The organism is Aeromonas sp. 602396 (assembly GCF_049173735.1).
Taxonomy (GTDB): domain Bacteria; phylum Pseudomonadota; class Gammaproteobacteria; order Enterobacterales; family Aeromonadaceae; genus Aeromonas; species Aeromonas veronii_A.
In genome coordinates this window covers 126,781-148,213 of the sequence record NZ_JAAKSD010000012.1, presented here as the reverse complement: position 1 = coordinate 148,213, position 21,433 = coordinate 126,781, and the positions used below count along the sequence as shown (strand labels likewise).

The window sequence follows — 21,433 nt, the reverse complement described above, 5'->3', positions numbered from 1 at the left end:
TGGCGGTGACCACTCCCCTGACCAGGTAATGCGCAATTTATTGGCCTATATCAAGATCCCTCCGGGCGGGGAGATATTTAATTGGCATTAAATATGTTCATTATTGAGGTGAGAGATGTCGCAATCGGTTCATGGTCACGAAGTGATGGAGATGATGTTGGCACAAGGGGGGCAATTTACCCGTGCCAGCCTGAAACAGGCGATGGCCGAGCGGTTCGGTGCCGAGGCCCGTTTTCATACCTGCAGCGCCAGCGAGATGGATGCGGAAGCGCTGATCGACTTTCTGGCCGCCCGTGGCAAATTCATCGACTCGGCCGAGGGTTTTCAGACCCGCGCCGACAAGATCTGCAACCACGGTTAATCCCGCTGCGAGCGCATCATGGCGCTCGCTCAATTCTTCGCCCTTTGCTATATTTCGCCCCCTCTCTTTTCCCTATTCAGGGCGTAGCCCGGGCGTTGTATGGATACTTTCTCTGCCGCAGTCATGCTGTTTCTGATCATGGACCCGCTGGGCAACCTGCCGGTCTTCCTCTCTATCCTGCGTCATATCGATCCCAAGCGACGTCGCAAGGTGATGATCCGCGAGCTGCTCTTCTCGCTGGCCATCATGATGCTGTTCCTGTTCGTCGGTCAGCAGATCCTCGGCTTCCTCAACCTGCGGCAGGAGGCGGTCAGTATTGCGGGGGGTATCATCCTGTTCCTGATCGCCATCAAGATGATCTTCCCGAGTGAGGGGGGCGTGACCGGGCTGGCGGCGGGCGAGGAGCCCTTCCTGGTGCCGATGGCGATCCCGATGATCGCCGGTCCTTCTATCTTGGCTTCTTTGATGCTGCTGGCCAATCAGGAGCCGACCCGGATGGTGGACTGGTCGCTGGCACTCTTTCTGGCCTGGGCTGCCAGTGCGGTGATCCTGATGTTCTACGAGGTATTCAACAAGCTGCTGGGTGAGCGGGGACTCACTGCGGTGGAACGGCTGATGGGCATGCTGTTGGTGATGATCTCGGTCCAGATGTTGCTGGACGGGGTACATCACTATCTGGCGGTGACCGGTCAGGGCTGAGCGGTTTACATCTTGAAGTGAATGAAACGGGGCTACGCAGAGCCCCGTTTTTTGTGCCGCCGAGAAGGGGGGCGGTCACCCGTGAGTGGTCGCAGCGGGTTCCAGTTTGCTCATGATGAGGGAGAGCAGCAATTCCCGCAGCCAGCGGTGGCCCGGATCCTCGCTGTGACGCTGATGCCAGATGAGCAGATGGGAGATGCTGTCCAACCCGATGGGCAGCGGCAGCTGTAACAGCGGATAGACCTGGGTGGCGTGGCGGGCGTAGAGCCGGGATAGCGTCACTATCATGTCGGAGTGCATCCCCATCCGCAGCGCCGCCTCGAAGGAGGGCACGGTTGCCTCGATACGTCGGTAGAGATCCTGCTCTGCCAGCTTGTGATCCAGCATCCAGCGGTCCCGCCCCTCGCAGTAAGTCTGCACATGGGGATAGCTGAGGTAGTGCTCCAGATTCCAGTTGGGCTCCCGCAGCGCGGGGTGGTGCTGTTGCACCAGACAGGTGAGATCATCGACCGCCAGCACTCGCTGACAGATGCTGTCGGGCAGGGTATCGAGCCGATAATCGGAGCTGATGCAGTTCTCTCGCACCGCGAAGGCGATGTCCACCTGTCCCTGACTCATCTCGGTCAGACTGTTCTCGGTCCACTCCTCGTAACGCAAGCGGATCCGTGGTGCCTGCCGTTTCAGCTCGCTCAGGTAGAGCGGGGCAAACAGGGTAAAGGCGCTGTCCATGCTGGCGATGACGAACTCTCGCTCCGAGCTGGCGGGGTCGAACTCGGGCGGCTGGATCAGGTTGTCCAGCGACAACAGGATGGGTTGCAACTGTTGTTGCAGCGCAAGGGCGCGGCCGGTGGGTTCCAGCCCGTAGGCGGAGCGGATGAAGAGGGGATCATTGAAGGTATCGCGCAGACGGCCGAGGGCTTTACTGACCGCGGACTGGCTCAGATGAAGGCGGCGTGCCGCCTTGCTGCCGTTGCGCTCTTCCAGCAGTACCTGCAGGATAATCAGCAAATTGAGGTCGATGCGACCCAGTTGTTCCAGCAGCATGATATGAATCCTCTTCAATTCTAAGATGAATTTATACCATTTGTTTTCATATCTTGGCGATCTTATCCTCGAATGGTCTCAGGTTCGCATGAACCACTGGTACAGGATGTAGCGGTTGAGGGGACATGTAGCACAATCAATATGGCGACCTCAGGGTCGCCCTATTTTTTGGCTATGATTTATTTGCTCACTTGCACCTGCCTTGATTTTGCCCAACAATCCCTGCGCTCTATTTTGATACAAGTAACAGATATCTCTTTGTGAGGGAGTATCCCTATGGGACTCGGTGGAATTCATATCTGGCATATGCTGATCCTCTTGCTGGTCGTTGTGCTGGTCTTCGGCAGCAAGCGTCTTGCCAGTGCAGGTGAGGATCTGGGTACCGCCATCAAAGATTTTCGCAAGGCGATGCGTGACGACGCAAATCATCCGAAATAAGCAGTAGGAGTAGAAAATGTCTGTAGACGAGAAAGTTGAACTGAACGAAACCTGTGACAGCTGCGGCTGTTTTGCCGAGATCGGCACCATCATCGGCGAAGGCGACGATGTGATGGATCTGGTGATTGAAGCCGCTGCCGAGGCTGATGCCCGCGCCAAGCTGGCTGCCTATGAAGCACTGGCCAAACAGGTCACTGCCGAAGCTCAAGTGAGCAGCGAACTGAGCCAGGGCGCCAACGGCGTGATCCTGAAAGCCCGCCTGCAATTCACCTGCACCGCCGAAAAACTGATTTTCGAAATGCGGGCCCGCTCTATCTGAGTTGTCTGATAACGCGGCAGGTTTGCCTGCCGTGTTGACCCTTCTGCTGTGGGTCGGCGTTCTATAGTTACTCTATCCCACAGACGTTTTGCCCGGCGCGAGTCGGCCAACAGAAGGCGTAAACATCATGACGCAGCGATGGATCTCTGCCCCCAATCCCACCCTCTATCGTGATCCGTGCTGCCAACAGGCAGCAGGCGTGACCTCAGCACAGGGGCAGCCATCGTGATGCGACGCTGGATTTGGGCTCTGCTGGCCCTCTGCTGTTTTTCCCTGCTGGCGGCTGAGCTCAAGCCGGTGCGTTTGCCCCAACCCGGGGACCTCGAAAGCATTCTGCAAAAGCGCGAACTCAGGGCTCTGGTGGTCTATGAGCGCGGTTTCTATTTTCTCGATCGCGGCACCCAGTACGGCATTCTGGTCAATCAGCTGCAAGGATTCGAGCGCTGGCTGAACAACACCTATCTCGCTAAAGAGAAGGTCAAACTCAAGGTGGTCTACATCCCGGTGCGGCAGGACAAGCTGCTGGACTATCTGACCGAGGGGCGTGGGGATCTGGTGGCGGCGACCATGACGGTGACCCCGACCCGGCGTGAACAGGTGGCCTTCTCCCGGCCTCTCATCTCTTCCATCGAGGAGTGGGTGGTTAGCCAGAACAGCCTGCCCGCCTTCAGCCGCATTACCCAGCTCTCCGGCAGGCGGGTCTGGGTGCGGGCCAGCTCCAGCTACTACGAGAGCTTGCGCCAGCTCAACTGGTTGTTTCGCGAGTTGGGGCTGCCCCCCGTCTATATCGAGACGGTGCCCGAATATCTACAGGATGGCGATCTGCTGGAGATGGTGGCCGCCGGCATTATTCCCCTGACGGTGACCGACAGCTACAAGGGGCGGATCTGGCTGAGTGGCATGATCTCCGGTCTCAAGGCTCACAAGTTGATCCCCCTGCGCAGCAACGGCACCAGTGGCTGGGCGCTGCGCAAGAACAGCCCCGAGCTGCTGAAAGCGGTCAATGGCTATCTGGCGAGCGTCAGCCGCAACAGCCTCTACAGCGACATGACCCTGCGCCGCTTGCTGGTTCGCAGCGATCAGATGAGCAATATCCTGGCGCCGGATCCTATGGGGCGCCTTGCGACCATTCGCAAGGTGCTGGAGAAGTACGCCAATCAATACGATCTCGACTGGCTGATGCTGGCGGCGCTTGGCTACAAGGAGTCCGGCCTCAATCCCAAGGCGCGCTCGCCCAAGGGGGCCGTGGGCCTCATGCAGTTGCTGCCCAGTACGGGGCGGGAAGTCGGCATCAACGGCGCCAGACTCACCACGCTGGAGGGAAATGTGGAGGCCGCCTGCCGCTACATGCGGTTGATCCTCGATACCTACTTCAATGATCCCAAGCTGGATCGGCTCAACCGCCACCTGTTTGCCCTCGCCGCCTACAACGCTGGGCCGAACCGGGTGCAGGCGCTGCGAGGCAAGGCGGAGAAACTGGGACTCGATCCCAACGTCTGGTTCGGTAACGTGGATCAGCTGGTGGCCAACGAAGTCGGACAGGGGCCGATCAACTATGTCGGCACCATCTACAAGTACTACGTGGCCTATCGTTTCAGCCTGCCCCAGATCGAGGGCAAGGCTGCCGCTATCGAAGCGGCTCAGCCCTGAGCCGGTTGACCGGCAGGGTCGCCTGCACGGTCGGCAATTGCCAGCCACCGTCCCTGTGTTGCAAAAACCAGTGAGCAGGGCCGGTGGCCGGGATGAGATCTGGCTGGCTGAGCTGGCCCAGATAGCGCAACATCGGGGTATCATGCAGTTCCATCAGCAACTCCTTTTGAATATGTGAAGAGGCTCGCCAGCGTTATGACACCCGGCCATGACAGCAGGATGACACCATGATCCCCGGATCCTTTGCCCTGATCGACGATCCCCAGCTGGCGCTCAAGGTGCGTTGTCACTGGATCCGCCATGCCCGCGAGCGGATCCAGGCGCAGTACTACAGCTGGGAGGAGGACAGCAGCGGCAAGCTGCTGCTGAGCGAGCTGCTTCACGCCGCCCGGCGTGGCGTCAAGGTACAGCTGCTGGTGGATGATCTCTATGCCGGTGACAACCGCTTTCTGGAGATGGTGGCTCACTACCCGGGGATCGAGGTACGGCTGTTCAACCCCTTCTGGCTGCGGGGCTGGCGCCCGCTGGCACTGCTGCTGGAGGGACTGCTCAGCTTTCGCCGCATCAACCACCGGATGCATAACAAACTGCTGCTGGTGGATGGCAAGCTGGCGCTGATCGGCGGGCGCAACATAGGCGATCGCTACTTCGGTCTGGATCCGCAAGCCCCCTTCGTGGATCTCGATCTCGCCTGTCAGGGGGGACTGTGCCAGCAGATGGTGCAGGGGTTCGAGCAGTTCTGGCACAGCCGCTGGAGTCACTCCATCCGCCATCTGTTGCGCCGCGAGCTGCTGCCCGCCGAAATAGAGGTGGTCAACGACTTCCTGTTCACCATGACGGATCCGGCGGTAGCGACGGTCTACGATCTGCCCGCGGCGCTGTTTGACGAGCGCGATGTGCCGCTGCAATGGCATGAGGGGCGGGCCGAGGTGTGGTTCGACCGTCCCGGCAAGGGGCTTATCTCCCGTCCCACCACTGCCCGTCAGCTCTGGCGCCAGCTGGCCGACAATCCCGGCTCGCTGGGGTTGGTGACCCCTTACCTCATCCTGACCCGCGGGTTCCGGCACCGTCTGGCGCGGCTGCGCCAGCAGGGGATCGCCATCGACATTCTCACCAACTCGCTGGCCAGCACCGATGTGCCACTGGTCTATGGTGCCTATCAGCGTTATCTCGGCTGGTTGCTGCGCCAAGGGATCCGGGTCGCCGAGTTTGACCATGGCCACGGCAGCCTGCACGCCAAGTTGATCCTGCTGGGGGAGGAGCGGGCGCTGTTCGGCAGCCTCAACCTCGATCCTCGCTCACTCTTTCTCAATACCGAACTGATGCTGCATCTGCACTGCCCGCCGATCTGCGAGGCGCTGCGAACGTGGCTGGCTCGCTGGCAGGAGCAGGCCGGTGGATTGCCGCGCAAACCCGAGGGGTGGCCAAGGCGACTGATAGCCCGTCTGAGTGACTGGTTGCCCCTGCGCCGTTGGCTGTAAGGCAGCCATTTTTTGTGCGAGATCTCGCAAAGCCTTGTAAGCCATTGCTGATGCCCTTTGCGGGTGAATAACCATGCATGAATCTATCTTGCTGTTTTATAACAATTTAGTGGTGATGATAAGGCTGTTTTTTGTACTCTGATGTGAATGGAATTAGCATAAAAACGTTTTTTATTTTGTTTTTATGCGTAATATTTCAGTTGCAAGGACAAACACGGCGGCTTGTCTGCCGTGTGGACGAAGGTTGTAACGGGTAGCTGGCCGGTTGCATTGCTGCAATTGGCGCGCACTTAAGATGGGTCGCGAACTATCGGAAAGTGAAACAGAGACCTGGCGTGGCCGGACTCCAATATGGAACATGCTATTTGCGAGGGGGTGACATGGACATGTCACCCCACTTTTTTGGTTCTTTGGCGAGTCTCGAGCCAATGAACGTTGGCCGCCAGGGGGCTGGTAAATAGCCTGACACGATATGGACCACTCTCGACCGCATTGAATCTCGGCAGCCCAGGTGAATGTAAAAAGGCCCCCTTGCATTAGCGAGGGGGCCTTTTTATCGGCCAGCGATCAGGGAGATATCAGCCCTTGATGCGCTCGATGCGGCCACCCAGACCCTGCAGCTTCTGCTCGATGTTCTCGTAGCCACGGTCGATGTGGTAGATGCGGTCGACGATGGTGGAGCCTTCGGCCACGAAGCCGGCCAGCACCAGGCTGGCAGAGGCGCGCAGATCGGTCGCCATCACCTGAGCCCCCTTGAGCTGAGCAGTGTCGCGGCAGATGGCCACATTACCCTGCAACTCGATGTCTGCGCCCATCCGTACCAGCTCGGGAACGTGCATGAAGCGGTTCTCGAAGATGGTTTCGGTGATCATGCCGGTACCTTGTGCCACCGCGTTCAGTACGGTGAACTGTGCCTGCATGTCGGTCGGGAAGGCCGGGTAGGGGGCGGTCTTGATGGTGACCGGCTTGAGGGTGCGGCCAGTCATGTCGAGGGTGATCCAGTCTTCACCCTTCTCAATCAGTGCGCCAGCCTCTTCCAGCTTGACCAGTACCGCTTCCAGCAGGGTCGGGTCGGTCTTGCGGCAGGTGATCTTGCCGCCGGTGACCGCCGCGCCCACCAGGAAGGTTCCGGTTTCGATGCGGTCAGGCTGCACGCTGTAGTTGCCGCCGTGCAGGCGCTCGACACCATCGATGGTCAGGGTGTCGGTACCCGCCCCCTGGATCTTGGCACCCAGGGTATTGAGGAAGTTGGCCAGATCGACCACTTCCGGCTCGCGCGCGGCGTTTTCGATCACGGTGCGGCCATCAGCCAGGGTCGCAGCCATCATCAGGTTTTCGGTACCGGTCACGGAGACCATATCCATCAGGATGTGAGCGCCTTTCAGGCGGCCATCGACACGGGCCTTGATGTAACCATCTTCGATGGTGATCTTGGCACCCATCAGCTGCAGGCCGTGGACGTGCAGGTTGACCGGACGGGCACCGATGGCGCAACCGCCGGGCAGGGAGACATCAGCGGCGCCGAAACGGGAAGCCAGCGGGCCCAGCGCCAGAATGGAGGCGCGCATGGTCTTCACCAGCTCGTAGGGGGCGACGTGGTTGTTGACCGCACCGGTCAGCACGGTGACGTTGCCGTTGACTTTGGTGGTGGCGCCCAGCATCTCCAGCAGCTTGATGGTGGTGCCCACATCTTTCAGGCGCGGCACGTTGGAGAGGTGTACCTCTTCATCACAGAGCAGGGTTGCGAACAGGATCGGCAGCGCGGCGTTTTTGGCGCCGGAGATGGTCACTTCGCCGTTGAGAGTACAACGACCATCGATTTTGAATTTGTCCATTTTTTACTTCGTTACCAAATCAGGAGGGCAATAGGAATTTACGTTCGCGTTTCCACTCGGCGTCGGTGAACGCCTTGATGGAGAGGGCGTGAATGGCGTTGCTGGCGATCTTATCCATCAGCGGGGCATAGATGGCCTGCTGCTTCTTGACCCGGCTCATGCCGTCAAACATGTCACCGACGGCGATCACTTGGTAGTGACTACCGTCCCCTTTGACATGGACTTCGGACAATGGCAGAGCCTCAAGGAGTATCGCTTCAATTTCAGAGACTTGCATTATGCGTCCTCAGTTGTGAGCGGGGTTGACTGAAACAGCCCGGCCACCCCGTAGAGGTTGGCCAGGGTATAGAAATCACTGGAGGCGCCCACCAATTGCGGTGTGGCGCCTCGCGCTAATACGGCTTTGGCCCATTTGACCAGCAGGGCCAGCCCGGCGGAATCCAGCGTGGTCACGTCGCCGAGCTCGATCTGGTCTTCCTGCCACCAGTCAGCCCGCCGTTGCCACAGCTCAATCACCTGAGCCGCCTGCAGCTCGCCGCTCAGTCTCATGACTTGAGCACCAACGGCTTGGCATTGTGGGCGCGCAACTGGGCGATCACAGCATCGATGCCGTTCTGGCGGATCAAACCGCCCAGCTCGCTCTGTTTGGCGGAGAGCAGGCTGATCCCCTCTGCCACCATGTCGAAGGCTTTCCACTCGCCGGTCTTGTTGTTCTTGCGCAGCTTGAACTCGAGGAAGATGTCCGGCTTGCCGGCCTCTTTCACGCTGACGTTGACGGCGGTGATATTGCCGCTGGGGGCTTTGCCCGGCTCGACCTTGACGGTCTGCTTGTCAAAATGGGCCAGCGCATCGGCGTAGGAGCTCACCATGTACTCGGTGAACACCTCGACGAAGGCATTGCGCTGCGCTTCGGTGGTCTCTTTAATCTGGTTGCCAAGCACCTTGTAGGCGGCGAAGCGGTTGTCCACATAGGGCAGCAGCTCTTCGCGGATGATCACCCGCAGGTGATCCGGATTGCTTTTCACCTGGGCCTGATCGGCCTTCAGGCGGGCAAAGGTCTGCTTGGCCGCCTGATCCACCAGCGCGTTGGGGTCGGTGGCATCGACTGCGGCCTGGGCAGACAGGGAAAAGAGCATGCTGGTCATCAGACCCAGCAGCAGGGCGATTTTCTTGAACATGATTACTCCTTCTTGCTGTCTGATTTGCTGTCGGAGGATTGGCTGTAGAGGAACTTGCCAATCAGATCTTCCAGCACGATGGCGGATTTGGTGTCTTCAATCAGGTCGCCATCCTTGAGCATCTCGGTGCCCATCTCCTCATCGCTGAAGCCGGGGGCCAGACCGATGTACTGCTCGCCGAGCAGACCGGAGGTGAGGATGGAGAGGGAACTGGTATCGGCGAACTCGCCAGCGCTCTTTTGCATCATCAGGGTCACTTCGGGCACCTGGGTTTTCGGGTCCAGTACGATGTCGCTGACCCGGCCTACCACCACGCCGCCGACCTTGACCGGCGAACGGACTTTCAGGCCGCCGATATTATCGAAATGCGCGCGCAGGGTATAGGTTTCTCCTTCCGGTTTGAAGCTCAAACCGGCCACTTGCAGGGCCAGTGCCAGAATGGCACCGATGCCAGCCAGCATGAAGGTGCCGACCAGGAATTCTACTTTGCTGAACTTCATCTTTACCTTATCCAAACATGACTGCAGTGAGTATAAAATCCAGGCCGAGCACGGCGAGGGATGAGTGGACCACAGTTCGGGTCGTGGCCTGACTGATCCCGGCCGAGGTCGGCTTGGCATCATAGCCGTTAAAGAGCGCAATCCAGGTGACCACCAGGGCGAAAATCAGGCTCTTGATGGCGCCCTGCATGATGTCTTCATGCCAGTCGACGGAGGCCTGCATGGCAGACCAGAAGCCCCCTTCGTCCACGCCGAGCCAGTCCACACCGACCAGCTTGCCGCCGAAGATACCGATCAGGCTGAACATAAAGGCCAGCAGCGGCATGCTGATGACGCCAGCCCAGAAGCGGGGGGCAACCACCCGGCGCAGTGGGTCGACCGCCATCATCTCGAGGCTTGAAAGTTGCTCGGTGGCCTTCATCAGGCCGATTTCAGCGGTCAGGGCCGAACCGGCACGGCCGGCAAACAGCAGCGCAGTGACCACAGGACCCAGCTCCCGCAGCAGGGAGAGGGAGACCAGCGGCCCCAGGCTCTGCTCGGCGCCGAAATCCTTCAATACGTTGTAACCCTGCAGCGAGAGCACCATGCCGATGAACAGGCCGGAGACCAGAATGATGGCCACCGACTGTACGCCCACCACATACAACTGCTGGACAAGCAGCGGGAAGTGCTTGCGCGGCTCGGGTTTGCCCGCCAGCGCATGGAACAACATGATGGTGGCGCGACCGACGGAGCTGATAAACCGCACTCCGACCCGCCCCAGCTTGCTTATTTGACTTATCAACATCAGAGATCCTGTAGCAGATCGCCTGCCGGAAAATGAAACGGAACAGGACCATCGGGCAATCCTTTGAGGAACTGCTCGACTTCGGGATTGTGCTCCTCGCGCAGCTGATCCGGCGTACCGTGCGCCACCACCTTGCGATTGGCAATGATGTAGGCGTAATCGGCGATGCTCAGCACCTCTTTTACATCGTGGGTGACGATGACGGAGGTGATACCGAGGGCATCGTTCAGCTCCTTGATCAGCTTGACAAGCACCGCCATGGTGATGGGGTCCTGCCCGACGAACGGCTCGTCATACATGATGAGGTCAGGATCGAGCGCAATTGCCCGAGCCAGCGCCGCCCGGCGCGCCATGCCGCCGGAGAGCTCGGAGGGCATCAGTTTCGCCGCGCCGCGCAAGCCCACCGCCTGCAGCTTCATCATGACGATGGTGTGGATCAGCTCCTCCGGCAGGCCGGAGTGCTCTCGCAGCGGGAAGGCCACGTTGTCGTAGACCGTCATGCCGGTAAACAGGGCGCCGCTCTGGAACAGCATGCTCATCCGCTTGCGCACTTCATAGAGGCGCGAACGGGATAGGGTGGGGATATCTTCCCCGTCAAACAGAATGTGACCGGACTCCGGCTTGAGCTGGCCACCGATCAGCCGCAGCAGGGTGGTTTTACCGATGCCGCTCGGGCCCATGACGGCGGTCACCTTGCCACGAGGAATGGTCAGGTTGATCCCGTCATACAACAGCCGATCTCCGTGACTGAAGGTCAGATCGGAGATGGTGATCAGGTCATTGTTCAAACAATTGTCCATCCGGTGTAAATGAGGTGCGAATTTTATGGGGTAGTCTAGGTCTAAGCAACAGCAAGGAACAACTATTGAACAGGCCGCAAGCCCATTTGAACGACAGTTTTCTGTAACAAAGTGCGTCATTGAGAGCGGGACTTGCCATCCGATTCGCTTATCCGGGCAGACTTTTTTATAATCCCGCAGCTAATTTCGGCCCGGAGCTGTGTCTTTATGTCTGTAAAGCCTGAGAAAGTGTCTGAACTGTTCGATTTTCGTCGCAGTGCCCGCGCGGTGCTGGACACAGAAAAGCAAGCCATTGATGGACTCTATCAGTATCTGAACGACGCCTTCGACAAGGCGTGCGAAATGGTGCTGCGCTGTGGTGGCAAGATAGTGGTCACCGGCATGGGCAAATCGGGCCATATCGGCAGCAAGATCGCCGCCACCCTCGCCAGCACAGGCACACCGGCCTTCTTCCTTCACCCAGGAGAAGCGAGTCACGGCGATCTGGGGATGATCTCCAGTGGCGACCTTATCATCGCTATCTCCAACTCCGGTGAGAGCGATGAAATCCTGGCCCTGCTGCCGGTACTCAAGCGCCGCGGCATTCCGCTCATCTGTATGACCGGTAATCCGGCCTCCACCATGGCCAAAGAGGCCAACGTGCATCTGTGCATCAAGGTGGAGAAAGAGGCCTGCCCGTTGGGTCTGGCACCCACTTCCAGCACCACGGCAACCTTAGTCATGGGCGATGCCCTGGCGGTCGCCCTGCTGGAAGCGCGCGGTTTTACCGCCGATGACTTCGCCCTCTCTCACCCGGGCGGGTCGCTCGGCAAGCGTCTGTTGCTGCGGGTTGGCGACCTGATGCACAGTGGCGATCTGTTGCCCCGGGTGGGGATAGATGCCACCATCAGCCAGGCGCTGCTGGAAGTGAGCCGCAAGGGGCTCGGTATGACGGCTGTGGTCGATGGCAATGGCCTGCTGGCCGGGCTCTTTACCGATGGCGACCTGCGCCGCATTCTTGACCAGCAGATCGATATCCATCACACCCCCATCAGCCGCGTGATGACGGCCAACTGTGTTACCGTAGGCCCAGAGATGATGGCGGCAGAAGCCGTCAAGCTGATGGAAACGAGAAAAATCAACGGATTACTGGTCGTGGATGGTGATAAGCGCCCGCTCGGCGCCTTCAACATGCACGACCTGCTGAAAGCCGGAGTAATTTGATGCAAAACGTACCGACCCTCTATGGTCCGGTGACGCGCAGCCAGTTCGACAAGGCGGCGCAAATCCGCCTGCTGGTGTGCGATGTGGACGGGGTGCTCTCCAACGGCCTCATCTACATGGGAAACAACGGCGAAGAGCTGAAAACCTTCTGCACCCGCGATGGTGCGGGCATGCGAGCATTGCTCAATGCCGGGATCGAGATCGCCATTATCACTGGGCGCAACTCCCGTATCGTCAGCGATCGGATGAAAAGCCTGGGGGTGGCTCATGTGGTGCAGGGGGCTGATAAAAAGCTGCCTCACTTCGAAGCGCTGCTGGCCAAGCTGGGGCTGACTGCTGAACAGGCTGCCTATATGGGCGATGACACCATCGATCTGCCGGTGATGCAGGTCTGTGGGCTCGGCATTGCCGTGGCCGATGCCCATCCGCTGGTGCTGAGTCGTGCCGATATGGTGACCCGGCTTGGCGGTGGCATGGGAGCGGTGCGCGAGGTGTGTGACCTCATTTTGCAGGCGCAGGGCCACGACGATTATCAGCCCGAGGCTTCGGTATGAGCAGACAGACCCTGTTGTTTGCCCTGCTGTTTCTGGTCGCTCTGGTTGCCTGGCAGTTGGGCAAGGTGGAGCTGGTGCCGGAGAGCGCCGTCAAAATAGAAAACTATCAGCCGGATTTTGTCGCCAAAGATCTGGTGACCACCCGTTTTGATATCAACGGCAAGCGCACCGAGCGGCTGGAGTCGACCTACGCCGAGTATTATCAAATCCTCGAGCAGGCCACCTTCGACAAGCCGGTGGTCTACATGTATGACGAGCAGGGTGCTGCCGAGTGGAAGGTGACCGCCGAAACCGGCGTGCTCAACACCGGCGACAACGTCATCCTGCGGGACAAAGTGCATCTGGATGGTCTGCTACCTACCTCTTTCATCTCCACACTGGATACCCCCTATCTGGAGCTGGATCTGGTGACACAGGATGTGCGCAGCAACCGGGAAGTGAACATTCTGGGTCGGGATTTCCAGACCCAAGGGGTTGGCCTCAAGGGCCATCTGGACCGCAAATATTTTGAGTTACTGGATCAAGGCCATGCCATCTATTTCAATGAAAAACGCTAATCTGGCCCTCGCAGCCCTGTTGTTGTGTGGTGCGGTGACCGCCAAAGAGTCCGACTTTGCCGAGAAGGTTTACGTCGATGCCGTCAAACAGGTGGCCGAGATGCAGGACAACCGCATCACCTTCGAAGAGGACGTGACCATCAATCAGGGCACCATCCGGATCAAGGCTGACAAGGTGGTAGTGACCCGTTCCGGCGAGAAAGGGGCCGAGGTGATGACTGCCTACGGCAAGCCCGCCACCTTCTTCCAGATCCTGGATAACGGCAAGCCGGTCAATGCCCACGGCAACACTATCCGCTACGAGCTGAAGAACCGTCTGGTGACCATCACCGGCAACGGTCAGCTCAAGCAGGAAGATAGCCAGGTCAATGGCGATCTGATCCGCTACGACATCGTCAAACAGAAGATGATCGCCGAGAGCAAGAGCCCGAGCCAGCGGGTCAAAACCGTATTCCTGCCGGATCAGGTAGAGAATTTCGACAAGCCCGCCGACCAGAAGAAGCAGGGAAAATAAGCCATGGCAGTGTTAAAAGCAGTGGGCCTGCAGAAGAGCTACAAGCGCCGCATGGTGGTGAGTGACGTCAGCCTTGAAGTGGGCACCGGCCAGATTGTCGGCCTGCTCGGCCCCAACGGGGCGGGCAAGACCACCTCCTTCTACATGATCGTGGGGCTGGTGCAGCGCGATGCCGGTCTCATCACCATCGACGATCAGGACATCAGCCTGCAGCCCATGCATGTGCGGTCGCGCAATGGCATCGGTTACCTGCCGCAGGAGGCCTCCATCTTCCGTCGCCTGTCAGTGTTCGACAACCTGATGGGCGTGATGCAGACCCGCAAGGGGTTGAGTCGCGAGGAGCGTGAGGACAAGGTTCAGCAACTGCTGGAAGAGTTCAATATCACCCACATTCGCGACAACCTGGGTCAGAGCCTCTCCGGCGGTGAGCGCCGTCGGGTAGAGATCGCCCGTGCGCTGGCGGCCGAGCCGCGTTTTATTCTGCTGGATGAACCCTTTGCAGGGGTTGACCCGATTTCTGTGATAGACATCAAGAAGATCATTCAGCATCTGAAAGATAGAGGCCTTGGCGTCTTGATTACCGACCACAACGTCAGAGAGACTCTGGACGTATGTGAGAAGGCCTATATCGTCAGCCACGGCAAGATGATTGCCGAAGGTGCACCGGCTGACATCCTTGCCGATGAGCAGGTCAAGCGCGTCTATTTGGGCGATCAATTCAGTCTATAGTAAGGGGGCATGCCTTCATTTCCTTTGACGAGTGCCTCGCTGAACATAAGGATATCCCGACGTAGATGAAGCCGACATTACAGTTGCGTCTCGGTCAGTCCCTGACCATGACGCCGCAATTACAACAAGCGATTCGTCTGCTCCAGCTCTCCACTCTGGAACTTCAGCAGGAAATTCAGCAAGCGCTCGAAAACAACCCTCTGCTGGAGCAGGAAGAGAGCGAGGCGCAAGAGACCAGTCCGGAAGCGCCGGTCGATGCCAGCCAGCTGGATTCCAGCGATGCCATGGCTCAGGAGCAGATGCCGGACGAGTTGCCGGTGGATACCACCTGGGACGAGGTTTACTCTGCCGGCACCGCCCAGAGCGCGGGCCCCATCCATGATGGGGAAGATAGCGTCTATCAGGGTGAAACCACCGAAAACCTGCAGGATTATCTGCTGTGGCAGATGCGGCTCACACCGTTCAGCGATGTGGATGCCGCCATCGCGCTCGCCATTATCGATGCCATCGACGAATCCGGTTATCTGACCGTTGCGATGGAGGATATCCAGGCTGCCGTCACCAGCGATGACGTAGAGGTGGAACTCGATGAGGTCGAGGCGGTACTCAAGCGGGTGCAGCACTTCGATCCGGTCGGCATTGCTGCCCGTTCTGTGCAGGAGTGTTTGCTCATCCAGCTGGATCAGTATGACCCGCAGACCCCCTGGCTCAACGAGGCCAAAGAGGTGATCCTCGAGCACATGGAGCTGCTCGGCAACCGGGATTACCGCACCCTCGCCCGCAAGACAAAACTCAAAGAGAGCGACCTCAAGGAGGTGCTGGATCTGATCCAGCTGCTGGAGCCACGTCCCGGCAACGGCATCATCCAGAGTGACTCTCAGTACGTGATCCCCGACGTCTCCGTGGTCAAGAAGGGCAGCAAGTGGGTGGTCGAGCTCAATCCCGACTCCGCCCCCCGCATCCGGGTCAACGAGACCTATGCCGCCATGGCCCGCAACGCCCGCAGCAGCACCGACACCCAGTTTATCCGCTCCCATTTGCAGGAAGCCAAGTGGTTCATCAAGAGCCTGGAAAGTCGCAATGACACCCTGCTGAAAGTGGCCAGTTGCATTGTCGAGCAGCAACAGGGCTTTTTCGAGTATGGTGAAGAGGCGATGAAGCCGATGGTGCTCAATGACATCGCCGAAGCGGTAGAGATGCATGAGTCGACCATCTCCCGGGTGACGACCCAGAAGTACATGCATACCCCCCGTGGTATCTTCGAATTGAAGTTTTTTTTCTCCAGCCATGTGAACACCGAAGGAGGAGGAGAGTGCTCATCGACCGCAATTCGCGCGCTCATCAAGAAGCTGGTCACGGCAGAGAATCCTGCCAAGCCGTTAAGTGATAGCAAGATCGCGGATTTGCTGGCCGAACAGGGTATTATGGTGGCGAGACGCACGATCGCTAAGTATCGCGAATCCTTGTTTATCCCACCTTCCAATCAGCGCAAACGCCTGGTTTAGGCAAACAAAAGGATGATGTTATGCAAATTAACCTGACCGGACACCATGTCGAGATCACCGAAGCTCTGCGTGATTATGTGAATAACAAATTTGCCAAACTCGAGCGTCACTTCGACCACATCAACAATGTTCATGTGGTGCTTAGCGTGGAAAAACTGAACCAGATAGCGGAAGCCAAATTGCACGTCAGCGGTGGCGAAGTGTTTGCCAACTCTGAACATGCCGATATGTATGCTGCGATAGACACCTTGCTCGACAAGCTGGACAGGCAGATCATCAAGCACAAAGATAAGTTAAATAAAAAATAACCATGCAACTTGAACACATACTGAGTCGGGACTGCACCAAGAGTGCAGTCCCTTGTACCAGCAAGAAACGCGCCCTCGAAATCATCAGCGAGCTGGCCGCCGAACGCCTTGGCACCTCCCGTCAGGCGCTGTTTGAATGCTTGCTGGCCCGCGAAAAAATGGGTAGTACCGGGATCGGTGCCGGTATTGCGATCCCCCACGGTCGCATTGACGATGAGTTCCCGCCAACCGCGATCCTGATGACCTTTGCCGACCCTATTCCTTTCGACTCCATCGACAATCAACCGGTTGACCTGCTGTTTGCCTTGCTGGTGCCGGAAAGCGAGTGCAAGCAGCATCTCAAGACCCTTTCTCTGATGGCTTCCAAGCTGGGTGACAAGGCGGTTTGCCGCCAGTTGCGTCAGGCAACCAGTGACGAAGAGCTCTATCAGATCATGACCTCGGCCTGACAGCAGGCCAAGGATGAGACACCCGTTTGGCGTGAGGGAACAAGATGCAGTTAATCGTGGTAAGTGGACGTTCGGGCTCCGGTAAAACGGTAGCCCTGCGAGTGCTGGAAGATCTGGGTTACTACTGTGTGGACAACCTGCCGGTCAATCTGCTGCCCCAGCTGATTGTCTCGGTGGAGAGCCAGTACGACAAATTGGCGGTCAGCATCGATGTGCGCAACCTGCCGAGCGATCCGGAGAAACTGGAAAATCTGCTGGCTCAGGTGCGCAATGAGGGGCGGGTTGAGTTCTCCAGCTTCTTCTTCGACGCCGACAACGGCACCCTGCTCAAGCGCTATGGTGAGAGCCGCCGCTTGCACCCCCTCTCACGCAACAAGCTGTCGCTGGATGAGGCGATTCGGGAGGAGACCCACCTGCTGGCGCCCATCTCCTCGACCGCTGACCTGCGTATCGACACCACCAACCTCAGCATTCACGACCTGAGCGAGCTCATCAAGACCCGGGTGCTTGGGAAGAAAGAGAACGAGCTGGTGCTGGTGTTCGAGTCGTTCGGCTTCAAGTACGGCATTCCCAAGGATGCCGACTTCGTGTTCGATGCCCGCTTCCTGCCCAATCCGCACTGGATCCCCGAGCTCAAGCCGTTTACCGGCAAGGATGAGCCGGTCGCCAACTACCTCTCGGCGCAGGCTGACGTGATGCTGTTTACCCAGCAGATCGAAAACATGCTGGTGACCTGGTTGCCCCATCTGGAGCGCAACAATCGCAGCTACCTCACGGTCGGCATCGGTTGCACCGGCGGTCAGCACCGCTCGGTCTTTATTGCAGAACGGCTGGCCAGTGCATTCCGTTTGCTTGGCAAGAACGTGCAGATCCGCCACCGCACTCTCGACAAGAGTGCCCCCCAATCTTGACGGACCAATAGGACGACCCGATGACTGTTTCCGCCTCGGTTGAAGTGAAAAACAAGCTGGGTATTCATGCCAGACCTGCCATGATGCTGTTCGAGCTGGTGCAGGGTTTCGATGCCCACGTGCTGCTGCGCAATGAAGATGGTGTGGAGGCCGATGCTGACAGCATCATCGGCCTGCTGATGCTGGATTCCGCGCAAGGGCGGCAGGTGGAAGTCCAGGTTGAGGGCCCCGAAGAGGTCGAGGCCCTAGCCGCCGTGGTGGAGCTGTTCACCTCCGGCTTTAATGAGGAGTAGTCACTCCTCGTTCTTCTTCTATTCCTTTCACTTGTATTCGGTCGCGCTATTGCGGCATGACATGGCTGACTATGTAGTTCCATGGAGAAATGAGAGTTAGGCGCAGCCTAACAGGCTGCAGGCTGATGCAATAGACCGTTGCCGCGTTAGCTGGCCGATGAGACATTGCTGACTCCAGCCCGGTTCTGATAGCGCACATCCTCTTCAATGGTGACCACCACTTCCAGCGGCTTGCCGGAGCGTAACACCGATATGGTCAGCTTGGTGCCGGGGCGGCTCTCGGCGATCTTGTCCAAGGCGGCTCTGGGACCGCTGATGGCTTCGTCGTTGATCTTGAGCAGCACATCCCCTCGTTGCAGACCGCCTTTGGCTGCTGGACCGTAGGGATCCAGACTCTTCACTACCAGACCACGCAGATCGCCGAGATTCATCATCCGCGCGATTATCGGGTTGATCTCGACGCTGGATATCCCAAGGTAGCCGCGAATGACCCTGCCGTTGGTGATCAGCTCATCCATGATCCGCTTCGCCAGCCGGTAGGGGATGGCAAAGCTGATGCCGTAGCTCTCCTGATTGCCGTTGAGGTGATAAGTGGCGGTGTTGATGCCCACCAGATCGCCACGACCGTTGACCAGCGCGCCACCCGAGTTGCCCTCGTTGATGGCGGCATCGGTTTGCAGCAGATCCTGCCGGCCATTGCTGTCCGGCCCCATGCTGGAGAGACCGGTGCGGCCAGTCGCGCTGATGATGCCCTGGGTGATGGTCTGGCCGACGTTGTAGGGATTGCCGATGGCGAGTACTACATCGCCCACTTCTGGCAACCGCTCCGGATCTTGCGGGATTACCGGCAGGTTATCTGACTCGATATAGAGCACGGCAAGGTCGGTAAGCGGGTCTGTGCCGACCAGCTCGGCACTGAAAACCCGGCCATCCTGCAGGGCTACGATGATCTGGTCGGCGTCAGCGATGACGTGGTAGTTGGTCAGCACGTAGCCGCGCTGGGTCATGATGACGCCGGAGCCCAGTCCTTGTGGACGCAGTTCCCCCTGATTGCCCTGGTTGGGAGCAAAGCTGCGGGTGTAGATGTTGACGACGGCGGGGCCGGCCCGATGAGCGGCATAGGAGAAACTCAGTTCTCGGGCATTGGTGATGAGCCCCGGGAGTTGGGCGCCACCGCGAAAATTGGGAAACAGCAGCAACAGCAGCACCGCGACGGTCAAACCGAAACCGACAGACTTGCCCAAGTAACTGACTAAAGGGGAAATTTTCATGTCATTCTCATCCGTACAGGCTGCGGGCAGAGAATAACACTATCGATGGATAAAAATCACCCGCGGCGAAGGCCGCGGGTGATAGAGAGGTTGTTGAACCATCAGGGGGTTAGCGGATCACCAGATAGAGCGAGGAGTCGCCGCGCTGGATATTGAGCGCCAGTACGTCAGGCTTGTTCTTGAGCGCCTTGCTCAGCTCGCCCAAGGTGTTGATGCGCAGACGGTTGACCCCGATGATGATGTCCCCCTTCTGCAGGCCGGAAGCGGCTGCCGGAGAACGGGGATCAATGTCGGCCACGGCGACGCCGGAGACCGGATCGGTAGTTGTGCTCAGCTTGGCCCCTTCCAGTGCCGGATGCAGCGCGCTGGCGCGCACTTCGCTGTCATCGGCCTGCTTCAGGGTCACTTTGGCCGTTTGTGACTTGCCATCGCGGATCAGTCCCAGCTCGACCTGCTTGCCAGCGCCCATGGTGGCGATCTTGGCACGTAGCTCGCCGAAGGAGCGAACCGGCTTGCCATCGATGCTGACGATGATATCGCCCGCCTTGATGCCCGCCTTGTCTGCGGCGGAGTCAGGCATGACCTGGTTGACGAAGGCGCCATCCTTCTTGTTGTAGCCGAAGGTCTTGGCGATGTCTGAGGTGAGTTCGGTACCGGTAATGCCCAGCTGACCGCGACGCACTTCACCGTACTTGACGATCTGCTCGGTCAGATCCCGCACCATGTTGGAGGGGATGGCAAAGCCGATGCCGATGTTGCCGCCGTTCGGGCCCAGAATCGCGGTGTTGATACCGATCAGCTCGCCACGCAGATTGAGCAGGGCACCGCCCGAGTTACCTGAGTTGATGGCCGCATCGGTCTGGATGAAGTTTTCCAGATTCTCGATGTTGAGGCCGCTGCGACCGAGCGCGCTGACGATACCTGAGGTAACGGTCTGACCCAGACCAAACGGGTTGCCGATTGCCAACGCATAGTCACCCACCCGCAGCTCGTCGGAGTCGGCGAACTTGATCTGCACCAGATCCTCGGCCTTGATTTGCAGCAGGGCGATGTCGGACTGCTTATCTTCACCGATCTTCTTGGCCGCATATTCACGACCATCCTTCAGAGTGACCTTGATCTCGTCCGCCTCGTGAACCACGTGGGCGTTGGTGATCACGTAACCCTTCTTGGCATCGACGATGACACCGGAGCCGAGTGCCTGGAACGGCTGCTCGCTCACCTGTTCATCGGGCATATTGGGACCGAAGAAGAAACGGAATTGTTCCGGCAGACGCTGGCGGGTGATCTTCTTGCCGGAGACAGAGATATTAACTACGGCAGGAGTGACCTGTTCGAGAACGGGGGCCAGACTTGGCATCTCCTGATTAGAGCCTAACAGGGAAGGCAGTGCGGCCTGAGCAGGGGCCGCAGACATGGCGATACCGACGCTGAGGGCTAGCACACTGAGCATGGAAAGAGGTTTACGCATATGAAAAACAGCTCCCAGAAAAAGTTGCATTGCAATCGTCAAGGTCAGACCACAGGGCTGGCCAATTAGTTCCGCGAGGAACTAATTTGGTTGTTTGAGCAGTCCGGAAGAGGCGCCGGCATAGTCGCGAGGCGGTACGCCCGGCTCATCTGCTTCTTTGGTTGGGGCTTCTTCTACCAATGATTCACGGAACAGCGGTTCCTGTGCCTTGGCCAGGAATTTGCTCTGCTCGGCCATGTGGCGATAGAGGGTCTGATACTGCTCGGCCAGTTGCTCCATCAGCGCGGCGCTGTCGGCGAAGTGGGTATTGATTTGGCCCTGATAGCTTTCAAGCTCCTTGTGGGCCTTTTTCAGTTCCTGTTCCAGACGGCCGGCATCGCGGCTGCGTACCGAAAAACGGCCGAGAACGATACCGATAATCAAGGCCGCGACAGCCAGCAGGATCCCAGTTAACAGACTCATAGATGCTCCTTGTTACAGCTAAAACAGAGTGGGTTTATGCGGTCGTCATAACCGCCATGCCTTGATGGCACTATACCGTGCGTCCTGAGGCCGTGATACCATTTTGTCCTCGAT

The 21,433-nt window shown here is 58.5% G+C and carries 28 protein-coding genes; 16 read left to right on the top strand and 12 right to left on the bottom strand.

The genetic code is table 11. The features are described from left to right. Nucleotides 1–115: 115 nt before the first annotated feature. Nucleotides 116–361: a YecH family metal-binding protein gene (locus G5229_RS15050; RefSeq protein ID WP_005357633.1), complete on the top strand. Its 246-nt coding sequence runs from the start codon at nt 116–118 to the stop codon at nt 359–361. A gap of 99 nt (nt 362–460) precedes the next feature. Continuing rightward, nucleotides 461–1,060: a YhgN family NAAT transporter gene (locus G5229_RS15045; RefSeq protein WP_139735873.1), complete on the top strand. Its 600-nt coding sequence runs from the start codon at nt 461–463 to the stop codon at nt 1,058–1,060. Between the two features lie 75 nt (nt 1,061–1,135). On the opposite strand, the gene G5229_RS15040 is transcribed toward G5229_RS15045, so the two are convergent. Next, nucleotides 1,136–2,104, bottom strand: coding sequence for a LysR family transcriptional regulator (locus G5229_RS15040; protein ID WP_005357635.1), 969 nt, complete (start codon nt 2,102–2,104; stop codon nt 1,136–1,138). A gap of 276 nt (nt 2,105–2,380) precedes the next feature. Between G5229_RS15040 and tatA the strand changes: the two genes are divergently transcribed. The 3 genes from tatA (at nt 2,381) to G5229_RS15025 (ending at nt 4,511) form a co-directional block, all read left to right on the top strand. Continuing rightward, a complete protein-coding gene (gene tatA, locus G5229_RS15035; protein ID WP_005339944.1) occupies nt 2,381–2,542 on the top strand; it encodes a twin-arginine translocase TatA/TatE family subunit in 162 nt (53 codons plus the stop codon). Nucleotides 2,543–2,558: 16 nt separating this feature from the next. Beyond that, complete coding sequence (locus G5229_RS15030; RefSeq protein WP_421209475.1) at nt 2,559–2,861, top strand: YfcZ/YiiS family protein; 303 nt, start codon at nt 2,559–2,561, stop codon at nt 2,859–2,861. A gap of 228 nt (nt 2,862–3,089) precedes the next feature. Then, on the top strand, nt 3,090–4,511 hold the full coding sequence (locus tag G5229_RS15025; protein ID WP_227341810.1) for a transglycosylase SLT domain-containing protein: 1,422 nt from the start codon (nt 3,090–3,092) through the stop codon (nt 4,509–4,511). Here G5229_RS15025 and G5229_RS15020 read toward each other — a convergent pair. Then, the gene (locus G5229_RS15020) at nt 4,489–4,665 is read right to left on the bottom strand and encodes a hypothetical protein (RefSeq protein ID WP_005339947.1); all 177 of its coding nucleotides are present in this window, start codon (nt 4,663–4,665) and stop codon (nt 4,489–4,491) included. The two genes, G5229_RS15025 and G5229_RS15020, sit on opposite strands and share 23 nt — an antisense overlap. A gap of 73 nt (nt 4,666–4,738) precedes the next feature. On the opposite strand from G5229_RS15020, the gene G5229_RS15015 reads away from it, so the two are divergent. Beyond that, nucleotides 4,739–5,992 (top strand): phospholipase D-like domain-containing protein, encoded by a 1,254-nt coding sequence (locus G5229_RS15015; protein WP_421206648.1) that lies wholly within the window; start codon nt 4,739–4,741, stop codon nt 5,990–5,992. A 578-nt stretch (nt 5,993–6,570) separates the two neighbouring features. On the opposite strand, the gene murA is transcribed toward G5229_RS15015, so the two are convergent. From murA to mlaF, 7 genes are read right to left on the bottom strand one after another with little or no spacing between them, the layout of a single operon-like run. Continuing rightward, the gene (gene murA, locus G5229_RS15010) at nt 6,571–7,827 is read right to left on the bottom strand and encodes a UDP-N-acetylglucosamine 1-carboxyvinyltransferase (protein WP_421206650.1); all 1,257 of its coding nucleotides are present in this window, start codon (nt 7,825–7,827) and stop codon (nt 6,571–6,573) included. A gap of 19 nt (nt 7,828–7,846) precedes the next feature. After that, nucleotides 7,847–8,104 carry a BolA family iron metabolism protein IbaG gene (gene ibaG / locus G5229_RS15005; protein ID WP_005306001.1) on the bottom strand — a complete coding sequence of 86 codons (258 nt, stop codon included), beginning with the start codon at nt 8,102–8,104 and terminating at the stop codon, nt 7,847–7,849. Beyond that, on the bottom strand, nt 8,104–8,376 hold the full coding sequence (locus G5229_RS15000) for an STAS domain-containing protein (RefSeq protein WP_421206652.1): 273 nt from the start codon (nt 8,374–8,376) through the stop codon (nt 8,104–8,106). Before G5229_RS15000 ends, ibaG begins: the two co-directional genes overlap by 1 nt. Beyond that, on the bottom strand, nt 8,373–9,005 hold the full coding sequence (locus G5229_RS14995) for an ABC transporter substrate-binding protein (protein ID WP_421206654.1): 633 nt from the start codon (nt 9,003–9,005) through the stop codon (nt 8,373–8,375). The genes G5229_RS15000 and G5229_RS14995 overlap by 4 nt, the downstream gene beginning before the upstream one ends. 2 nt (nt 9,006–9,007) lie before the next feature. After that, complete coding sequence (mlaD, locus tag G5229_RS14990) at nt 9,008–9,505, bottom strand: outer membrane lipid asymmetry maintenance protein MlaD (protein WP_005336348.1); 498 nt, start codon at nt 9,503–9,505, stop codon at nt 9,008–9,010. A gap of 7 nt (nt 9,506–9,512) precedes the next feature. Next, nucleotides 9,513–10,292: a lipid asymmetry maintenance ABC transporter permease subunit MlaE gene (gene mlaE, locus G5229_RS14985; protein WP_005336345.1), complete on the bottom strand. Its 780-nt coding sequence runs from the start codon at nt 10,290–10,292 to the stop codon at nt 9,513–9,515. Beyond that, the gene (gene mlaF / locus G5229_RS14980) at nt 10,292–11,092 is read right to left on the bottom strand and encodes a phospholipid ABC transporter ATP-binding protein MlaF (RefSeq protein ID WP_005336343.1); all 801 of its coding nucleotides are present in this window, start codon (nt 11,090–11,092) and stop codon (nt 10,292–10,294) included. The genes mlaE and mlaF overlap by 1 nt, the downstream gene beginning before the upstream one ends. A 207-nt stretch (nt 11,093–11,299) precedes the next feature. Here mlaF and G5229_RS14975 point away from each other — a divergent pair, with 207 nt between their 5' ends. From G5229_RS14975 to npr, 10 genes are all read left to right on the top strand, one after another. After that, the gene (locus G5229_RS14975; RefSeq protein ID WP_204382278.1) at nt 11,300–12,295 is read left to right on the top strand and encodes a KpsF/GutQ family sugar-phosphate isomerase; all 996 of its coding nucleotides are present in this window, start codon (nt 11,300–11,302) and stop codon (nt 12,293–12,295) included. Continuing rightward, the gene (gene kdsC, locus G5229_RS14970) at nt 12,295–12,849 is read left to right on the top strand and encodes a 3-deoxy-manno-octulosonate-8-phosphatase KdsC (protein ID WP_005336340.1); all 555 of its coding nucleotides are present in this window, start codon (nt 12,295–12,297) and stop codon (nt 12,847–12,849) included. Before G5229_RS14975 ends, kdsC begins: the two co-directional genes overlap by 1 nt. Further along, on the top strand, nt 12,846–13,406 hold the full coding sequence (gene lptC / locus G5229_RS14965) for an LPS export ABC transporter periplasmic protein LptC (protein ID WP_128814797.1): 561 nt from the start codon (nt 12,846–12,848) through the stop codon (nt 13,404–13,406). Before kdsC ends, lptC begins: the two co-directional genes overlap by 4 nt. Next, nucleotides 13,393–13,920 carry a lipopolysaccharide transport periplasmic protein LptA gene (lptA, locus tag G5229_RS14960; protein ID WP_040068817.1) on the top strand — a complete coding sequence of 176 codons (528 nt, stop codon included), beginning with the start codon at nt 13,393–13,395 and terminating at the stop codon, nt 13,918–13,920. Before lptC ends, lptA begins: the two co-directional genes overlap by 14 nt. Before the next feature lie 3 nt (nt 13,921–13,923). After that, on the top strand, nt 13,924–14,649 hold the full coding sequence (gene lptB, locus G5229_RS14955) for an LPS export ABC transporter ATP-binding protein (RefSeq protein WP_421209471.1): 726 nt from the start codon (nt 13,924–13,926) through the stop codon (nt 14,647–14,649). A 65-nt stretch (nt 14,650–14,714) separates the two neighbouring features. Further along, nucleotides 14,715–16,154, top strand: a complete 1,440-nt coding sequence (locus tag G5229_RS14950) for an RNA polymerase factor sigma-54 (RefSeq protein ID WP_201938916.1) — start codon at nt 14,715–14,717, stop codon at nt 16,152–16,154. A 20-nt stretch (nt 16,155–16,174) separates the two neighbouring features. Then, the gene (gene hpf / locus G5229_RS14945) at nt 16,175–16,462 is read left to right on the top strand and encodes a ribosome hibernation promoting factor (RefSeq protein ID WP_005336323.1); all 288 of its coding nucleotides are present in this window, start codon (nt 16,175–16,177) and stop codon (nt 16,460–16,462) included. Between the two features lie 2 nt (nt 16,463–16,464). Further along, the gene (gene ptsN, locus G5229_RS14940; RefSeq protein ID WP_005336322.1) at nt 16,465–16,911 is read left to right on the top strand and encodes a PTS IIA-like nitrogen regulatory protein PtsN; all 447 of its coding nucleotides are present in this window, start codon (nt 16,465–16,467) and stop codon (nt 16,909–16,911) included. A gap of 44 nt (nt 16,912–16,955) precedes the next feature. Next, entirely contained in the window at nt 16,956–17,822 is an 867-nt protein-coding gene (gene rapZ, locus G5229_RS14935) for an RNase adapter RapZ (RefSeq protein WP_421209469.1), read from the top strand. A 20-nt stretch (nt 17,823–17,842) separates the two neighbouring features. Next, nucleotides 17,843–18,115: a PTS phosphocarrier protein NPr gene (gene npr, locus G5229_RS14930; protein WP_005336318.1), complete on the top strand. Its 273-nt coding sequence runs from the start codon at nt 17,843–17,845 to the stop codon at nt 18,113–18,115. A 146-nt stretch (nt 18,116–18,261) separates the two neighbouring features. Here npr and degS read toward each other — a convergent pair whose 3' ends face one another. The 3 genes from degS to G5229_RS14915 all read right to left on the bottom strand — a co-directional run bounded on the left by degS (nt 18,262) and on the right by G5229_RS14915 (nt 21,319). After that, nucleotides 18,262–19,386, bottom strand: a complete 1,125-nt coding sequence (gene degS / locus G5229_RS14925) for an outer membrane-stress sensor serine endopeptidase DegS (RefSeq protein WP_421209467.1) — start codon at nt 19,384–19,386, stop codon at nt 18,262–18,264. Between the two features lie 109 nt (nt 19,387–19,495). Further along, nucleotides 19,496–20,857, bottom strand: a complete 1,362-nt coding sequence (locus G5229_RS14920; RefSeq protein ID WP_216952220.1) for a Do family serine endopeptidase — start codon at nt 20,855–20,857, stop codon at nt 19,496–19,498. 81 nt (nt 20,858–20,938) lie between these two features. Beyond that, nucleotides 20,939–21,319 (bottom strand): YhcB family protein, encoded by a 381-nt coding sequence (locus G5229_RS14915; RefSeq protein WP_216952219.1) that lies wholly within the window; start codon nt 21,317–21,319, stop codon nt 20,939–20,941. Nucleotides 21,320–21,433: the final 114 nt, after the last annotated feature.

What these genes read in the sequence shown, in the direction of transcription:
- G5229_RS14975 (WP_204382278.1), top strand. Translation starts at nt 11,300, where the DNA reads ATGTCTGTAAAGCCTGAGAAAGTGTCTGAACTGTTCGATTTTCGTCGC.
- G5229_RS15040 (WP_005357635.1), bottom strand. Translation starts at nt 2,104, where the DNA reads ATGCTGCTGGAACAACTGGGTCGCATCGACCTCAATTTGCTGATTATC.
- hpf (WP_005336323.1), top strand. Translation starts at nt 16,175, where the DNA reads ATGCAAATTAACCTGACCGGACACCATGTCGAGATCACCGAAGCTCTG.
- G5229_RS14995 (WP_421206654.1), bottom strand. Translation starts at nt 9,005, where the DNA reads ATGTTCAAGAAAATCGCCCTGCTGCTGGGTCTGATGACCAGCATGCTC.
- lptC (WP_128814797.1), top strand. Translation starts at nt 12,846, where the DNA reads ATGAGCAGACAGACCCTGTTGTTTGCCCTGCTGTTTCTGGTCGCTCTG.
- kdsC (WP_005336340.1), top strand. Translation starts at nt 12,295, where the DNA reads ATGCAAAACGTACCGACCCTCTATGGTCCGGTGACGCGCAGCCAGTTC.
- G5229_RS14915 (WP_216952219.1), bottom strand. Translation starts at nt 21,319, where the DNA reads ATGAGTCTGTTAACTGGGATCCTGCTGGCTGTCGCGGCCTTGATTATC.
- G5229_RS15000 (WP_421206652.1), bottom strand. Translation starts at nt 8,376, where the DNA reads ATGAGACTGAGCGGCGAGCTGCAGGCGGCTCAGGTGATTGAGCTGTGG.
- mlaF (WP_005336343.1), bottom strand. Translation starts at nt 11,092, where the DNA reads ATGGACAATTGTTTGAACAATGACCTGATCACCATCTCCGATCTGACC.
- G5229_RS15045 (WP_139735873.1), top strand. Translation starts at nt 461, where the DNA reads ATGGATACTTTCTCTGCCGCAGTCATGCTGTTTCTGATCATGGACCCG.
- npr (WP_005336318.1), top strand. Translation starts at nt 17,843, where the DNA reads ATGACTGTTTCCGCCTCGGTTGAAGTGAAAAACAAGCTGGGTATTCAT.
- mlaD (WP_005336348.1), bottom strand. Translation starts at nt 9,505, where the DNA reads ATGAAGTTCAGCAAAGTAGAATTCCTGGTCGGCACCTTCATGCTGGCT.
- ptsN (WP_005336322.1), top strand. Translation starts at nt 16,465, where the DNA reads ATGCAACTTGAACACATACTGAGTCGGGACTGCACCAAGAGTGCAGTC.
- G5229_RS15015 (WP_421206648.1), top strand. Translation starts at nt 4,739, where the DNA reads ATGATCCCCGGATCCTTTGCCCTGATCGACGATCCCCAGCTGGCGCTC.
- degS (WP_421209467.1), bottom strand. Translation starts at nt 19,386, where the DNA reads ATGAAAATTTCCCCTTTAGTCAGTTACTTGGGCAAGTCTGTCGGTTTC.
- G5229_RS15025 (WP_227341810.1), top strand. Translation starts at nt 3,090, where the DNA reads ATGCGACGCTGGATTTGGGCTCTGCTGGCCCTCTGCTGTTTTTCCCTG.
- G5229_RS14920 (WP_216952220.1), bottom strand. Translation starts at nt 20,857, where the DNA reads ATGCGTAAACCTCTTTCCATGCTCAGTGTGCTAGCCCTCAGCGTCGGT.
- G5229_RS15050 (WP_005357633.1), top strand. Translation starts at nt 116, where the DNA reads ATGTCGCAATCGGTTCATGGTCACGAAGTGATGGAGATGATGTTGGCA.
- G5229_RS14950 (WP_201938916.1), top strand. Translation starts at nt 14,715, where the DNA reads ATGAAGCCGACATTACAGTTGCGTCTCGGTCAGTCCCTGACCATGACG.
- G5229_RS15020 (WP_005339947.1), bottom strand. Translation starts at nt 4,665, where the DNA reads ATGGAACTGCATGATACCCCGATGTTGCGCTATCTGGGCCAGCTCAGC.
- lptB (WP_421209471.1), top strand. Translation starts at nt 13,924, where the DNA reads ATGGCAGTGTTAAAAGCAGTGGGCCTGCAGAAGAGCTACAAGCGCCGC.
- mlaE (WP_005336345.1), bottom strand. Translation starts at nt 10,292, where the DNA reads ATGTTGATAAGTCAAATAAGCAAGCTGGGGCGGGTCGGAGTGCGGTTT.
- rapZ (WP_421209469.1), top strand. Translation starts at nt 16,956, where the DNA reads ATGCAGTTAATCGTGGTAAGTGGACGTTCGGGCTCCGGTAAAACGGTA.
- G5229_RS15030 (WP_421209475.1), top strand. Translation starts at nt 2,559, where the DNA reads ATGTCTGTAGACGAGAAAGTTGAACTGAACGAAACCTGTGACAGCTGC.
- tatA (WP_005339944.1), top strand. Translation starts at nt 2,381, where the DNA reads ATGGGACTCGGTGGAATTCATATCTGGCATATGCTGATCCTCTTGCTG.
- ibaG (WP_005306001.1), bottom strand. Translation starts at nt 8,104, where the DNA reads ATGCAAGTCTCTGAAATTGAAGCGATACTCCTTGAGGCTCTGCCATTG.
- lptA (WP_040068817.1), top strand. Translation starts at nt 13,393, where the DNA reads ATGAAAAACGCTAATCTGGCCCTCGCAGCCCTGTTGTTGTGTGGTGCG.
- murA (WP_421206650.1), bottom strand. Translation starts at nt 7,827, where the DNA reads ATGGACAAATTCAAAATCGATGGTCGTTGTACTCTCAACGGCGAAGTG.